A 14,585-nucleotide genomic window follows, 5' to 3' on the forward strand; every position below is an offset into this window, starting at 1 on the left:
CCGGGGCGCGGCGCCCCCTCCTCACCACGGCAGGTCGCGCACCTGCTCGACGCACAGCACCAGGAACAGCAGCCCCGCCGCGCCCAGCACCGTGTTGCTGAGCCACCCGTTGCGCCACTCCCCGGGCGTGCGGGAGGAGTTGAGCAGCCACAGCAGCGTCAGGGCGAGGAACGGCATGAAGAAGGCGCCGATCACCCCGTAGACGACGACCAGCACGAACGGCTGGTCCAGGAAGAGCAGCGCCATCGGCGGGAAGGTCAGCCACAGCAGGTACGCGCGGAACGGCACCGACCGCTCCACCGGCACCCCGCCCGCCTCCGGCCCCGGCGCCGCCTGCGGCCCCGCGGAGTCGGCGCCCCGCCCGCGGAGGCGGGCCACGAAGTCCGCGAACAGCAGGCTCACGCCCTGCCACACGCCGATCAGCGAGGTGACGGACGTGGCGAAGAACCCGACGAGGAACAGCTTCGCCGTGGCCACCCCGTACTTCTCTTCCAGGACCCCGCCGAGGTCGACGAGGCCCTTGTCGCCCTTGGCGATGGCGATGCCCGAGGAGTGCAGCAGCTCGGCGCCCACGATCAGCATGGCCACCACGAAGACGCCGGTCGTCAGGTACGCGACCCGGTTGTCCAGGCGCATCACCCGCATCCACCCCGTGTCCCGCCAGCCCTTGGCGTTCACCCAGTAGCCGTACGCGGCGAGGGTGATCGTGCCGCCGACGCCGCCGACCAGGCCCAGGGTGTAGAGGAGCGAGCCGTCCGGGAGGACCGGGACGAGGCCGGCGAGGAGGCCGCCGAGGTCCGGGACGACCCGCACGGCCAGGTAGACGGTGACCAGGAACATCACGCCGACGAGGGCCGTCATGACCTTCTCGAAGACGGCGTACCGGTTGAACCAGACGAACAGCAGCCCGCCCACCCCGCACAGGACCGCCCACCACTTCAGCCCCATGACGCCGGGGAACAGCGCGGCCAGCGGCAGCGCGGTGGAGGACATCGCGGCGGCGCCGTAGACGAAGCCCCACACGGCGACGTACCCGGTGAAGTAGACCGTCGTCCACGGGCCCAGGGAGCGCCAGCCGTCGAGCAGGGTGCGGCCGGTGGCGAGGTGCCAGCGGCCGGCGGCCTCGGCGAGGGAGATCTTGATCAGACAGCCCAGGACGGCCGCCCAGAGCAGCGTGTAGCCGTACTTGCCGCCGGCGACGAGCGTGGCGACCAGGTCGCCGGCGCCGACGCCGGTCGCGGCGACCACGATGCCGGGTCCGACGTGCCGCCAGCTCGCCCTGCGCATCGCGGGGGTGCGCGGTCCGCCCCCGTCGTGTGCCGTGCCGTGAGCGGTGTCCGCGGTGTCCGCCATGAGCCGTCCGCCTTTCCTCGTCTCTCCAGGGGTGCGCACGTCACCCAAGCGCCCGGCGGGCGGGCGCGCAAGGGCACACGGCGGAACGAGCCTTTCCGGCCGTGATCCGAAGCCCCTTCTTGACGCGCTCATGCCATGACTCCATCCTGCGTCGCACGGGGACACACCCCGACCCCCATCCAGGAGTCAGCATGCGACTACGCATCACCGGCGGACGGTCCGCCACCCTCGCGGCCGCCCTCGCCCTCGCCGTCGCGGCGCCGCTCACCGCCGCCGCGAGCACCCCCGGCGCGCCCTCCGCCCCCTCCCCCGCCCCGGCGGCCACCGCCGACGAGGCCACCCGCCAGTACGAGATCCACGGCCCGTCCACCCCCGCCGAACGCGCCGCCCTCACCGCCACCGGCGTCTCCGTCGACGAGGTGGACGGCCACACGGTCGTCGTCAGCGCCGACGCCGGGCAGGCCCGCCTCCTGCGCGCGCTGGGCCACCGGCTGGAACCGCTGCCCGGGCCCCCGGACCGTACCGGCGGCGTCGTCACGCCGATGGACTTCCCCTCCGCCGACTCCCGCTACCACACCTACGCGGAGATGACGGCGGAGATCAACCAGCGGCTCCAGCAGTACCCGAACATCATGAGCAAGCGCGTGATCGGCAAGTCCTACCAGGGCCGCGACATCGTCGCCATCAAGATCAGCGACAACGTGGCGACGGACGAGAACGAGCCCGAGGTGCTGTTCACCCACCACCAGCACGCCCGCGAGCACCTCACCGTCGAGATGGCCCTGTACCTGCTGCGCGAACTCGGCGCCGGCTACGGCTCCGACACCCGCGTCACCAACGCCGTCAACGGCCGCGAGATATGGATCGTGCCCGACCTCAACCCGGACGGCGGCGAGTACGACATCGCCTCCGGCACGTACCGCAGCTGGCGCAAGAACCGGCAGCCCAACTCCGGCTCCACCGCCGTCGGCACCGACATGAACCGCAACTGGAACTACAAGTGGGGCTGCTGCGGCGGCTCCTCCGGCTCCGCGGGCTCCGAGACCTACCGCGGCTCGGCGCCCGAGTCCGCCCCCGAGGTGAAGGTCGTCGCCGACTTCGTCCGCTCCCGGGTCGTCGGCGGGAAGCAGCAGATCAGGGCGGCCATCGACTTCCACACCTACAGCGAGCTGGTCCTCTGGCCGTTCGGCTGGACCTACGCCGACACCGCGCCCGGCATGACCCAGGACGACCGGGACGCCTTCGCCGCGGTCGGCCGCAAGATGGCCGCCAGCAACGGCTACACCGCCGAGCAGTCCAGTGACCTCTACGTCACCGACGGGTCGATCGACGACTGGCTCTGGGGCGACCAGCGCATCTTCGGCTACACCTTCGAGATGTACCCGAGCGGCTCCTCCGGCGGCGGCTTCTACCCGCCCGACGAGGTGATCGAGCGCGAGACCGCCCGCAACCGCGACGCGGTGCTCCATCTGCTGGAGAACGCCGACTGCATGTACCGGTCGATCGGCAAGCAGCAGCAGTACTGCGCGACCTCCTGAGGTACCGGGCGCCCCCGGCGGGGCGCCGGACCCCCCGCGGTGGCACGGGACCCGTGCCACCGCGCGGACGCCCAAGGGCGGCTGCTGCGGGGGGAGTTGGCGGCTACCCTGCTGGCGGGGGCACCGCAGGAGGGAGCGGGGGATGACGGGGGCCGGAACGCGGCTGCTGCCGCTGGGCGGGGACGATCCGGGCGCGCTCGGCCCGTACCGGCTGCTGGGGCGGCTCGGTTCGGGCGGCATGGGGCGGATCTACCTGGCGCGGACGGAGCCGGACGGGCCGCTCGTCGCCGTGAAGACGCTCCTCGCCGAGGGCGAGGTCAGCGCCCACGACCGGCGCCGCTTCACCCGCAAGGTGACGCTCGCGCGGCGCGTCGACAACCGGTACACGGCGCGCGTGCTCGACACGGACCCGGAAGCGCCGACACCGTGGATGGCGATCGAGTACATCGCCGCTCCGTCCCTCGCCGAACTCGTCCGCACCGCGGGGCGGCTGCCGGCGTCCGCCATCCGCTGGATCGCCGCGGGCACGGCACAGGCGCTGCTCGCCCTGCACGGGCAGGGCATCGTCCACCGCGACGTGAAGCCGCAGAACGTCCTGCTGCCGCTGGACGGGCCCCGGCTGATCGACTTCGGCATCTCGCACGCCCAGGACATCACCCGGACGACGCTCACGCTCGGCACGATCGCGTTCACCTCCCCCGAACAGGCGCGCGGCGAGCCGTCCACGGAGCGGTCCGACGTGTACTCGCTGGGCGCCACCCTCTTCCACCTGGCCGTGGGCCGGCCCCCCTACCCGGAGGGCGAGGACACCCTGCGGCTGCTGGCCCGCGTGTCGCGGGGCGACCTGGACCTGGCGGGGCTGCCGAAGGAACTCGTCCCGCTGGTCCGCCCCTGCCTGGCCGTGGAGCCCGCCGACCGGCCGCGCCCCGCGGACGTGCTCGACCGGTTCCTGGAGGAGATGCGCGGGCTGCCGGCCACCGCCGACGGGAGCCGCTGGCTGCCGCCGCGCTGGACGGAGCTGATCCGCGCGTACGAGCGGCAGGGCGAGGAGTGGAGGCGGCCGGCGCCCGTCGACCCGGAGGCCCTCACGGTCGACGACCGCACCCGCGCCGTACCGCCGCCCGACCCGACGCGGACGTACACCGAGGAGCGGGAACGGGCCCGCGCCCGCGAACAGGAGCGCGAGCGGGCGCGGGCGCGCGAACAGGAGCGGGAACGCGAGCGCGAACGGGGCCGGCAGCGGGTGGCGTCCCGGGCGCGCGCCCGCGCCTCGGCGGGCGCGCGGGCGACAGGGCCGGCACCGGTCCCGCTGCCGGCCCCGTCGCCGCCCCCGGAGAAGAAGTCGTCCGGCGGGTGCTCCACGGCCCTGCTCGTCGTCCTGGCCCTCCTCTTCGCCGCCTGGTATTTCGACGACGCCGCCCGGACCACCTCGTCCTCGACGCCCGGGAGCGGCGGCTCGCTCACCCGCCCGACGCCCGGGTACGCGTACACGCCCCGCAAGCCGACGCCCAGCCTCCAGGACCTGGCGTTCCGCGCCGTACGCGCCGGGAACTGCCTCGACGTGTACGACACGGGGTACGGCGAGTGGAGCAAGCCCGCCCCGGTCCGCGTGGACTGCGACTCGGCGAGCGCGTACGTCCACGTCACCCGCGTCGGCCCGGCCGGCCCGTGCGACTCGGGACCGGGCCGGGACCAATGGTCGAACCACGCGGACGACGGGATGCGGACCGTGCTGTGCCTCTCCCGCCAGTTCCGCACCGGCCAGTGCTTCACCGCGGAGATCGACGGCGACGGCGACGCCTCCGCCAACCTGATGGAGATCTGGAACTGCGCCTCCGACCGGGTGCCGAAGGGCCAGACGCACATCCTCCAGATCACCGGCTACTACCGGATGCCGTCGGACGGGCGGACCCGCTGCCCCGACGAGAACAACCGCTACTGGACCTGGAAGGTGAACGAGGGCCGCGGCTACGTCTGCACCCGCGTCGCCTGACCGCGCGTCAGTCCAGCACCGCCAGCGCGTCGATCTCGACGAGCAGCCCCGCCGGCAGCCCGACGTACACGGTGGTGCGCGCGGGCGGCACGGCCACGTCCTTCAGGTGCGCGTCGTAGAGGGCGTTCATCTCGGCGAAGTGGGCCACGTCCGTCAGGTACACGCGCGTCATCACCACGTCGTCCCAGCCCGCGCCCGCCTCCGTGAGGACCGACTCGACGTTGGCGAGGGTCTGCAGGACCTGCTCGCGCAGGGTCGGCCCGGCCACGACGGGCGGCTGCCCCGGCACGGCGGGGAGGAAGCCGACCTGCCCGGCGACCTGGAGGACGTTCCCCTTGCGCACGCCGTGGGAGAACCGGGCGGGCGGGGCCGCGTGGGTGGGCGGCGTGACGGCGGTCTTCTCGCTCATGGCGTGTCCTTCGGTGGGGTGGTGCCGGAGTAGTCGTCGCTGACGGCCCGCGCGGTGCGGCGCACCAGCGGGAGCAGGGCGAGGAGTTCGTCGGCGGTGACGACGACGTTGGGCGCGGACACCGACAGGGCGGCGGCCACGCGGCCGTCCGCGCCGCGCACCGGGGCGGCGACGCAGTTGATGGACTCCTCGTGACCGCCGAGATCGGCGGCCCAGCCCTGTTCGCGCACGGCCGCCAGCTCCGTGCGGAAGGCGGCGGCGTTCGGCGTCGAACGGGGCGTGTACGGGAGGTAGTCGAGGCGGGCGGTCAGCGCGTGGCGCTCCGCCTCGGGCAGGTCGGCGAGGAGGACCTTCGCGACGGCGGCGACGGTGACGGCGACGGGACGGCCGACCCGCGAGTACATCCGCACCGGGTAGCGGCTGTCGACCTTGTCGACGTACAGCACCTCGTCGCCCTCGCGGACGGCGAGGTGCACGGTGTGACCGGTCTCCTCGTTGAGGCGGACGAGGTGGGGGTGGGCGATCTCCCGCACGTCGAGGTTCTCGGCGGCCTCCTGGGCGAGCGCGAAAAGGCGGGCGCCGAGCCGGTAGCGCTGGTCCCGCTGCCGGTGGACGAGGCCGTGCTCGTGCAGGGTGCGCAGCAGACGCAGGGCGGTCGACTTGTGGACACCGAGCCGCTCGGCGACCTGCCCCAGGTCGGCGGGGCCCTGGGCGAGCAGCGGCAGGATGCTGAGCGCCCGGTCGACGGTCTGGCTCATCGCGTGCGTACCTCCTCGTCGTCGTCCGGCCCCGGCTCCGGCCGGCCGGGACCGAGACGCAGTCTCCCCCAGTCGGCGTCGCCGAGGGCGGCGAGCCGTGCGACGCGCGCCGGATCCGGGACGGGCGCGAGGTCCCCGGGCACGGTGAGCACCGCCGCCGCCGCCAGGTGCCCGTACCGCAGCCGCGCCGCGAACGGCAGCCCGCGCAGGGTCGCGTCGAGGAACCCGGCGGCGAAGGCGTCCCCGGCCCCGGCGTACGACACGACGTCGACGCGCGGCGCGGGCACGAAGACCCGCACGTCGCGCGCCGAGCCCGGCACGCGGGCGAAGAGGGTCGCCCCCTTCGCGCCCTCCTTGACGACCAGCACGTCCGGCTCCGGGAGGGCGACGCGGACGGCGGCCGGGCCGTGCAGGCCGAGCGCGCGGGCCGCCTCGTCCTCCCCGGCGAAGACCAGGTCGGCGCCGCGCGCCAACTCCAACAGGACGCGGCGGGCGGTCTCCGGGCGGGGCCACAGGGACGGGCGGTGGTTGAGGTCGAAGGAGACCAGCGGCCGGTCGGGGCGGCGGGCGGTGAGCGCCGCCATCAACGCGCGGCAGTCCGGCGAGAGCGCCGCGGTGATGCCCGACAGGTGCAGGACGCGGCCCGCCGCGGCCTCCTCGTACGGGACGTTCCGCACCGACATCGCGGAGGCCGCCGACCCGGCCCGGTGGTAGACGACCTCGTGCGCGACGTCACCGCGGTCGGCGGCCGTACGGAAGTACACCCCGGTCGGCCGGCGCGGATCCCGGCGGACGCGCGAGACGTCGACGCCGTACGCGGCGACGGACGCCACCAGGTGATCGCCGAAGCCGTCGGCGCCGACACGGCTGATCCAACGGACGCGGTGCCCGGCGGCGGCCAGGGCACAGGCCACGTTGGACTCGGCGCCGCCGATCCCACGGGTGAAGGACGGCACGTCCGCGAGGCGGCCGGGACGGGACGGCAGGAAGGCGACCATGGACTCGCCCAGACACACTGCTGCTGGTTTTGGGCTCGTTCCGCCTCCGGGGCGCTCCCCCCTTTTCAGGCTCGTTCCGCCTCCGGGGCGCTGTGAGCGGGTGTCGAGACGGCGAACGTGCTCAGCGCTTCGCGCCTCCGCGCGATCACCGCCTCGACACCCGCGCGCCCCTTCGGCTCCACGAGCGGCCCAAGGGGGCACCGTCCCCCTCCCGGCACCACCAGACCCCGGGCGAACAACCTCAGCGCCACACACCTCCGCGCAATCGTCCTCCCCACACCCGCGCGCCCCTCCGGCACCACGAGCGGCCCAAGGGGGCACCGTCCCCCTCCCGACACCACCAGACCCCGGGCGAACAACCTCAGCGCCACACACCTCCGCGCGATCGTCCTCCCCACGCCCGCGCGCCCCTCCGGCACCACCAGCGGCCCAGGGGGGCACCGTCCCCCTCCCGGCACCACCAGACCCCACCGGTCCCACCGGTCCCACGAGCCGATCGGCCCGGTGCCCGTCCGCCCCTCGGCTCCACGCGTCGGCCATGACCACCCCGCCCGTCCCTCGGCTCCGCGAGCCGGTCGCCACGGCGGCCGTCCGGCCGCCGGCGCGGACGAACCGGCCCGGCCCGGGCCATTGACCCGGCGTCCGCCCGGATGTTAGACACCGTCAAGCAGAATACGCAACGACCGTTGCACCATACGCAACGGAAGGGAGGCCCGATGGCCGCCGGACAGCCGCTGGGGCCCGACGCGCTCGCCGCGCGGCTCGCGGACGAGCGGGTCGACCACCGCTTCAAGGGCCTCCCGCCGGACGCGGACGGCCTGACGGTCGGTGAACTGGCCGCCCAACGGCGCGACGTCTTCACCGGCGGCTTCACGACGCCGGTCCTGACGCTCTCCGCCGAGGCCCTGGAGCACAACCTGGCGCTGCTGGGGGCGTACGCGAAGCGCCACGGCCTGGCGTTCGCCCCGCACGGCAAGACGACGATGGCACCGGGCCTGTTCGCCCGCCAGTTGGCGCACGGCGCCTGGGGCGTGACCGTGGCGGTCCCCCACCAGGCGCGGGTCTGCCGGGCGTTCGGGGTGCGCCGGGTGTTCCTGGCGAACGAGCTGGTCGACGAGGCCGCGCTGCGCTGGGTCGCCGGACAGCTCGCGGACGACCCGGAGTTCCGCTTCGTCTGCTACGTCGACTCGGTGCGCGGCGTCGAGCTGATGGACCGGGCGCTGGCCGGGTCCGCGCGCCCCGTCGACGTGGTGGTCGAGCTGGCGGCCGGCGAGGGCGCCCGGACCGGGGCGCGCACGCCCGCGGCGGCCGCGGAGGTCGCCGGGGCGGCGGCGCGGGCTGCGTCGCTGCGGCTGGTCGGGGTCGCCGGGTACGAGGCGCAGGTGCCGGGCGCGTCCCCGGAGACCGTGCGGGCGTGGCTGCGGCGGCTCGTCGGGCTGGCGGCGGAACTGGACGGGGCGGGGCTGTTCGCGGACGCCGAGGAGATCGTCCTCAGCGCGGGCGGCAGCGAGTGGTTCGACGCGGTCGCGGAGGTGTTCGCCGAGGTGCCGCCGCTGTCGGCGCCCGTGCTGCGGCTGCTGCGGTCCGGTGCGTACGTCTCCCACGACCACGGCCACTACGAGCGGCTGACGCCGTTCAACCGCGTCCCGGAGGAGGGCGCGCTGGAGCCGGCGTTCCGGCTGTGGGCGCAGGTCGTGTCCCGGCCCACCCCGGGCGAGGCGTTCCTCAACGCGGGGAAGCGGGACGTATCGTACGACCTGGCGCTGCCCGTGCCGCAGTGGGTGCGGTCCGGCCGGGACGGCGCGGTCCGCCCGGCGGCGGGGCTGGCGGTGACGGCGTTGTCGGACCAGCACGCGTGGCTGCGGACGGACCCGGAGGGCACGGCGCTGGAGGTCGGCGACTGGGTGGCGCTGGGGCTGGCGCACCCGTGCACGGTGTTCGAGAAGTGGCCGCTGATCCCGGTGGTGGAGGCGGACGGGACGGCCGTCGACTACGTCCGCACGTTCTTCTGACGCTCCGGGTTCCGGTCTTCGAGGGGGGAGGCGCGCGGTGGAGCTGGTCATCCGGGACGTGCGGGTCGTCGACGGCACGGGCGGGCCGTCGTACCGGGCGGACGTGGGCGTCGACCGGGGCCGGATCGCAGCGGTCCGCCGCGAGGGCGACCGGCCGCTGTCCGGCGCGCGGACGCTGGACGCGGCGGGGCTGGCCCTCGCGCCCGGGTTCGTCGACATGCACGCCCACAGCGACCTGGCGCTGCTGCGGGACCCGGCGCACGAGGCGAAGGTCGCGCAGGGCGTGACGCTGGAGGTGCTCGGCCAGGACGGCCTGTCGTACGCGCCCGCCGACGACCGGACGCTCGACGAGGTGCGGGCGGCGATCGCCGGCTGGAACGGCGACCTGGCGGACGTGGACCCGGACTGGCGGACCGTCGGCGGCTACCTGGACCGCCTCGACCGGGGCTTCGGCGGGGAGGGCGTCGCCGTGAACGCCGCCTACCTGGTGCCGCAGGGCACGGTGCGGGCGTACGCGATGGGGTGGGCGGACCGGCCGCCGACCGGCGCCGAGCTGGACCGGATGCGGCGGCTCGTCGCGGAGGGCCTGGAACAGGGCGCGGTCGGCATGTCGTCGGGCCTCACGTACCCGCCCGGCATGTACGCGGACCGCGCCGAACTGGCCGCGCTGTGCCGGGTCGTGGCCGGGCACGGGGGCTACTACTGCCCGCACCACCGCTCGTACGGGGCGGGCGCGCTCGGGGCGTACGCGGAGGTGCTCGACCTGGCGCGGGAGACGGGCTGCGCCCTGCACCTGGCGCACGCCACGCTGAACTTCGGCGTCAACGAGGGCCGGGCGCCCGAGCTGCTGGCGCTGCTCGACGAGGCCCTGGCGGACGGCGTGGACGTGTCGCTCGACACCTACCCGTACACGCCGGGCTGCACGACGCTGGCGGCGCTGCTGCCCGGCTGGGCCCACGAGGGCGGTCCGGAGGCGCTGCTGGCGCGGCTGCGGGACGACGCGGCGGCCGAGCGGATCCGGTACGCGCTGGAGGTGACCGGGTCGGACGGCTGCCACGGCGTGCCCGTGGCGTGGGACACGGTGGAGGTGTCGGGCGTGTCGGACCCGGCGCTGGAGCGGTACGTGGGGACGCGGCTGCCCGGCTGGGCGGCGGCGCGCCGGCTCCTCCTCGCGGACCGGCTCGGCACGGCGGTGCTCCAGCACGTCGGGCACGAGGGCAACGTACGGGCGATCATGCGGCACCGGGTCCACACGGGCGGCTCGGACGGCATCCTGCAGGGCGCGAAGCCGCACCCGCGGGCGTACGGCACGTTCCCGCACTACCTCGGGCGGTACGTGCGGGAGCTGGGCGTGCTGTCCCTGGAGGAGGCCGTCGCGCACCTCACGTCCCGCCCGGCGGCCCGGCTGCGGCTCCCGGACCGGGGCCTGGTGCGGGCGGGGTACCGGGCGGACCTGGTGCTGTTCGACCCGGACGCGGTCGCGGCGGGCGCCACGTTCGCGGTGCCCCGCACCCTGCCGGTGGGGATTCCGCACGTGCTGGTGAACGGGCGGTTCGCGGTGCGGGACGGGCGGCGCACGGACGTCCTGGCGGGGCGCGCGGTGCGGCGGGCGCCGTAGGGCGGCGCGAAGGGCCCGTCAGGCCCGGGAGGGCTCGCGTTCCTCGGCGCGGCGCGGCGACGGCAGCCACACGCCGCCGGCGAAGTCGGAGCGGCGCAGCAGTAGCTGGGCGCCGATCGCGCACGCGACGGCGGCCAGGGCGAAGCCGTACGCGGGGGTGCGGCCGTCCGGCGCGGTCACGTACACGAGGCCCGCCGACAGGATGGTGACCGCGCGGCCGACGCGGCCGTTCCAGGCCGTCGCGGCGAGCGGCGGCACGGCCCACAGCAGGTACCAGGGCTGGACCATCGGGGAGAGCGCGACCAGTGCGAGGAGGGCGAGGCCCAGGGCGTGCAGCGGGTCCAGCCAGCCGCGTGCCACGCACGACGCGAGGTACGCGACGAGGGCGAGGGCCAGGGTGAGGCCCATGGCCTGCACGGCCCGCTTGACGGGGTCCGGTTCGGCGCCGGACAGGAAGTACATGGACTCGCCGAGCGCGACGCCGAGGTCGCTGGTGAGGGAGAGCGCGGTGTGGATCGTCCCGGCGACGCTCTGGGTGCGCAGCCAGCCGAAGCCGGTGCCCGCGCACAGCGTCGCGCCGACCGCGACGCAGGCGGCGACGGCGCCCGGCCCGAGCAGCCCCTTCGCGACGCGCCGTATCAGCGGGCCGGACGTCTCGCGGCCGACGACGACGCCGATGAACAGCAGCGCGAGCGCGGCCGGTGACTTGATCATCATGGCGAGGGCGACGAGGGCGCTGCCCACGACCCAGCGGCCCCGGCGCACGGCGAGCGCGGTGCCCGCCAGGAGCAGCCCCGCCATCAGCCCGTCGTTGTGGAGCCCGCCGACGACGTGGACGAGCAGCAGCGGGTTGAGGACGCCGAGCCAGAGCGCGCCGCCGGTGGCGGCGCGCGGCGCGAACCGGAGCAGCGCCCAGAACAGCAGGGCGAGCGCGGCGACGGCGACGATCCGCATCCCGAGCACGGCCGGCACGATCTGCCCGGCCGTCACGGCGGCGACCGCCTTCGCGAGGAGCAGGAAGGCCGGGCCGTACGGGGCGGGGGTGTCCGTCCAGTGTCCGCCGACGCTCGCGGCGGCCACCCCGCCGAGCCCGTCGGGCGCGAGGACGGACGGGCCGAAGCGGTACACGTCGTGGCCCTCGGCGACCATGGCGCCCTGCGCGATGTAGCTGTACACGTCGGCGCTGTACAGCGGCGGGGCGAGGAGGAGCGGCGCGGTCCACCAGGCGAGCGTGGCGGCGGCGGCCCGGGGGCGCGCGGCGGCGCCGCCGGCGACCAGCCGCCCGTACCGCCACCAGGCGACGACCAGGAGCGTGAGCCCGGCGAGGGCCAGGAGCACCCCGGGCCGCGCCGTGTCCTGGACCCGCGGGAACCACAGGCCCCACGGGTCACGGGCCGGCATGGTGCCCGCGGCCCAGCCGCCCAGGGCCACCCCGACCGACCCGACCGCGCCCAGGCGCCTGCATCCGGCGACGCTCCTCAAGGACCACATGAGGAGCCAACCTACCCGGCCTCCCCCGTCCACCCACCTGAGCCCGCGGAATCCCTCGCCCGCGCTTTCGACCACCCCCTCGTCCCGGTGACGCGACCGCGCCCCGGCCCCGTCCGGGTCCGCGGCGCGGTGCAGAACCGGGTCCGCTGCGTGGTGCAAAACACGAGGCGCGGCGGGCCGGGCGACCGTAAGCTCGCGGGCATGCAGGTCATCCAGTCAACGAAGCTCGCCAATGTCTGCTACGAAATCCGCGGCCCGGTGCTCGACGAGGCGATGCGGCTGGAGGCGGCAGGCCATCGCATCCTCAAGCTCAACACGGGCAACCCGGCCGCCTTCGGCTTCGAGTGCCCGCCCGCGATCCTCGAGGACATGCTCCGCAACCTCGGCTCGTCGCACGGCTACGGCGACGCGAAGGGCCTGCTCGCGGCCCGGCGCGCGGTGATGAGCCACTACGAGACGAAGGGCATCCCCCTCTCCGTCGAGGACGTCTACCTCGGCAACGGCGTCTCGGAGCTCATCCAGATGGCGATGCAGGCGCTGCTCGACGACGGCGACGAGGTCCTCGTCCCCGCCCCGGACTACCCGCTGTGGACGGCGTCGGTGGCGCTGGCGGGCGGCACGCCGGTGCACTACCGGTGCGACGAGCAGGCCGACTGGATGCCCGATCTGGCCGACATCGAGCGCAAGGTCACCGACCGCACCAAGGCGCTCGTCATCATCAACCCGAACAACCCGACCGGCGCCGTCTACGACGACGAGATGCTGCGCGGCCTCACCGAGATCGCCCGCCGGCACAACCTGGTGGTCTGCTCGGACGAGATCTACGACAAGATCCTCTACGACGGCGCCACGCACACCCCGACCGCCGCCATCGCCCCGGACCTGCTGTGCCTGACGTTCAACGGCATGTCCAAGAACTACCGCGTGGCCGGCTACCGCAGCGGCTGGCTGGCCGTCTGCGGCCCGAAGGCGCACGCCTCCTCGTACATCGAGGGCCTGACCATCCTCGCCAACATGCGCCTGTGCGCGAACATGCCCGCCCAGCACGCCATCGCGGCGGCCCTGCAGGGCCGCCAGTCGATAGAGGCGCTGGTCGCGCCGGGCGGCCGGCTGCTGGAGCAGCGGGACGCGGCGTACGAGCGGCTGATCGACATCCCCGGGGTCAGCTGTGTGAAGCCGAAGGGCGCGCTGTACCTCTTCCCCCGCCTCGACCCGGCCGTCTACAAGATCAAGGACGACCGGCAGATGGTCCTCGACCTGCTGCGCGCCGAGAAGATCATGGTGGTGCACGGGACGGGCTTCAACTGGCACGAGCCGGACCACTTCCGCATCGTCACGCTGCCCAACACGACGGACCTGGTCGACGCCGTGACCAGGATCGGGACCTTCCTGGACGGCTACAGCCAGCACTGACACCGTCACTTGGGACGGGCTCAACTTTAGACTGAATCCAATGTAGGATGGCCTCCTGTCTGAGAGCAGGAGGCCATCCCATGTACGAACCGATCCGCACCAAGTCGGTCCACCGGATGGCCGACGACGACCGGAACCAGTTCCCGCACCGCTCCCGCGAGGAGGAGCTGGACATCCAGCTCGCCGGGCACCTCGCGGCGCTGCTGGCCGTCACCGACGAACTGGGCGACGCCGCCGCCGCGCAGCGCATCGCCCAGCAGGTGGCCAGGCTGCGCGGCGCCCCGCCCGCCCGGCACGCCGGACTGACCGGCGCGGACCCGTCCGCGCTGCACCGCCGCGCCCACGCCCTCGCGGGGCGCGCCCTGGTCGTCGCGGCCTCCCGTGCCGACACGGCCGCCGCGATCCTCGCCGCCGAGCGCATGGACGCCCACGCCGCCGTCCTGGGCGAGGACAGCCTGGTCGGCGCCCCCTGAACGGCCCCGGTCCGCGCCCGCGAAGGTGCGCGGACCGGGTTGCCACCCCTTTGCCCCGTCGATCCCACCCACGAGCCGAAGGCCGTGGCCCCTGGTGCCGCGCGGGCGCGGGAAGGGGACGGGCCACGCCCGTGAACCGCTCACGAAGCCGAGAGGCACCCTGGCGGGTCCCCTGTGAACCACGTGCGAAGCCGAAGCGGCACCCTGGCGCCCTGGTAGAGAGGGGGCGAGTGCCCCGTGATCGGCTCGCGAAGCCGAAGGGGGCACACCACTCGTAGAACCAGAAACCCCTGTGGGCCGGGAGGGGAAGGACACCCCCGTGAACCGCTCGTGGAGCCGAAGGGGCGCGCGAGTGTCGGGAGGGAGGGGGCGAGTACCCCGTGATCGGCTCGTGAAGCCGAAGGGGGCACACCACTCGCAGGACCAGAAACCCCTGTGGGCCGGGAGGGGAAGGACACCCCCGTGAACCGCTCGTGGAGCCGAAGGGGCGCGCGAGTGTCGAGGGGGCGATCGCGCGGAGGCGCGAAGC

The 14,585-nt window shown here is 74.7% G+C and carries 11 protein-coding genes; 6 read left to right on the forward strand and 5 right to left on the reverse strand.

The features are described from left to right. Positions 1–21: 21 nt before the first annotated feature. On the reverse strand, positions 22–1,353 hold the full coding sequence (locus tag RND61_RS22085; RefSeq protein ID WP_391653887.1) for an Nramp family divalent metal transporter: 1,332 nt from the start codon (positions 1,351–1,353) through the stop codon (positions 22–24). A 191-nt stretch (positions 1,354–1,544) separates the two neighbouring features. Here RND61_RS22085 and RND61_RS22090 point away from each other — a divergent pair, with 191 nt between their 5' ends. Both RND61_RS22090 and RND61_RS22095 read left to right on the forward strand, forming a co-directional pair. Beyond that, positions 1,545–2,891 carry a M14 family metallopeptidase gene (locus RND61_RS22090; RefSeq protein WP_315879770.1) on the forward strand — a complete coding sequence of 449 codons (1,347 nt, stop codon included), beginning with the start codon at positions 1,545–1,547 and terminating at the stop codon, positions 2,889–2,891. A gap of 142 nt (positions 2,892–3,033) precedes the next feature. Then, entirely contained in the window at positions 3,034–4,884 is a 1,851-nt protein-coding gene (locus RND61_RS22095; protein WP_315879771.1) for a serine/threonine-protein kinase, read from the forward strand. Between the two features lie 7 nt (positions 4,885–4,891). On the opposite strand, the gene RND61_RS22100 is transcribed toward RND61_RS22095, so the two are convergent. From RND61_RS22100 to RND61_RS22110, 3 genes are read right to left on the reverse strand one after another with little or no spacing between them, the layout of a single operon-like run. Continuing rightward, positions 4,892–5,293, reverse strand: a complete 402-nt coding sequence (locus RND61_RS22100) for a RidA family protein (protein ID WP_315879772.1) — start codon at positions 5,291–5,293, stop codon at positions 4,892–4,894. Beyond that, a complete protein-coding gene (locus RND61_RS22105) occupies positions 5,290–6,051 on the reverse strand; it encodes an IclR family transcriptional regulator (RefSeq protein WP_315879773.1) in 762 nt (253 codons plus the stop codon). The genes RND61_RS22100 and RND61_RS22105 overlap by 4 nt, the downstream gene beginning before the upstream one ends. Next, the gene (locus RND61_RS22110; RefSeq protein ID WP_391653894.1) at positions 6,048–7,049 is read right to left on the reverse strand and encodes a sugar kinase; all 1,002 of its coding nucleotides are present in this window, start codon (positions 7,047–7,049) and stop codon (positions 6,048–6,050) included. Before RND61_RS22110 ends, RND61_RS22105 begins: the two co-directional genes overlap by 4 nt. A gap of 716 nt (positions 7,050–7,765) precedes the next feature. Between RND61_RS22110 and RND61_RS22115 the strand changes: the two genes are divergently transcribed. Together RND61_RS22115 and RND61_RS22120 are read left to right on the forward strand one after the other, a co-directional pair. Continuing rightward, positions 7,766–9,061 (forward strand): alanine racemase, encoded by a 1,296-nt coding sequence (locus tag RND61_RS22115; RefSeq protein WP_315879775.1) that lies wholly within the window; start codon positions 7,766–7,768, stop codon positions 9,059–9,061. Positions 9,062–9,098: 37 nt separating this feature from the next. Continuing rightward, positions 9,099–10,679, forward strand: coding sequence for an N-acyl-D-amino-acid deacylase family protein (locus RND61_RS22120; protein WP_315879776.1), 1,581 nt, complete (start codon positions 9,099–9,101; stop codon positions 10,677–10,679). Between the two features lie 18 nt (positions 10,680–10,697). On the opposite strand, the gene mptB is transcribed toward RND61_RS22120, so the two are convergent. Continuing rightward, positions 10,698–12,170 carry a polyprenol phosphomannose-dependent alpha 1,6 mannosyltransferase MptB gene (gene mptB / locus RND61_RS22125; protein WP_315879777.1) on the reverse strand — a complete coding sequence of 491 codons (1,473 nt, stop codon included), beginning with the start codon at positions 12,168–12,170 and terminating at the stop codon, positions 10,698–10,700. Between the two features lie 201 nt (positions 12,171–12,371). On the opposite strand from mptB, the gene RND61_RS22130 reads away from it, so the two are divergent. Both RND61_RS22130 and RND61_RS22135 read left to right on the forward strand, forming a co-directional pair. Further along, on the forward strand, positions 12,372–13,583 hold the full coding sequence (locus RND61_RS22130) for a pyridoxal phosphate-dependent aminotransferase (RefSeq protein ID WP_315879778.1): 1,212 nt from the start codon (positions 12,372–12,374) through the stop codon (positions 13,581–13,583). Positions 13,584–13,663: 80 nt separating this feature from the next. Next, on the forward strand, positions 13,664–14,056 hold the full coding sequence (locus RND61_RS22135; RefSeq protein WP_315879779.1) for an SCO4983 family protein: 393 nt from the start codon (positions 13,664–13,666) through the stop codon (positions 14,054–14,056). Positions 14,057–14,585: the final 529 nt, after the last annotated feature.

It is taken from the genome of Streptomyces tamarix (assembly GCF_032423885.1).
GTDB lineage: Bacteria > Actinomycetota > Actinomycetes > Streptomycetales > Streptomycetaceae > Streptomyces > Streptomyces tamarix.

Excerpts from the sequence above, each read along its gene's own strand:
- RND61_RS22085 (WP_391653887.1), bottom strand. The coding sequence starts at position 1,353 with ATGGCGGACACCGCGGACACCGCTCACGGCACGGCACACGACGGGGGC.
- RND61_RS22090 (WP_315879770.1), top strand. The coding sequence starts at position 1,545 with ATGCGACTACGCATCACCGGCGGACGGTCCGCCACCCTCGCGGCCGCC.
- RND61_RS22095 (WP_315879771.1), top strand. The coding sequence starts at position 3,034 with ATGACGGGGGCCGGAACGCGGCTGCTGCCGCTGGGCGGGGACGATCCG.
- RND61_RS22100 (WP_315879772.1), bottom strand. The coding sequence starts at position 5,293 with ATGAGCGAGAAGACCGCCGTCACGCCGCCCACCCACGCGGCCCCGCCC.
- RND61_RS22105 (WP_315879773.1), bottom strand. The coding sequence starts at position 6,051 with ATGAGCCAGACCGTCGACCGGGCGCTCAGCATCCTGCCGCTGCTCGCC.
- RND61_RS22110 (WP_391653894.1), bottom strand. The coding sequence starts at position 7,049 with ATGGTCGCCTTCCTGCCGTCCCGTCCCGGCCGCCTCGCGGACGTGCCG.
- RND61_RS22115 (WP_315879775.1), top strand. The coding sequence starts at position 7,766 with ATGGCCGCCGGACAGCCGCTGGGGCCCGACGCGCTCGCCGCGCGGCTC.
- mptB (WP_315879777.1), bottom strand. The coding sequence starts at position 12,170 with ATGTGGTCCTTGAGGAGCGTCGCCGGATGCAGGCGCCTGGGCGCGGTC.
- RND61_RS22130 (WP_315879778.1), top strand. The coding sequence starts at position 12,372 with ATGCAGGTCATCCAGTCAACGAAGCTCGCCAATGTCTGCTACGAAATC.
- RND61_RS22135 (WP_315879779.1), top strand. The coding sequence starts at position 13,664 with ATGTACGAACCGATCCGCACCAAGTCGGTCCACCGGATGGCCGACGAC.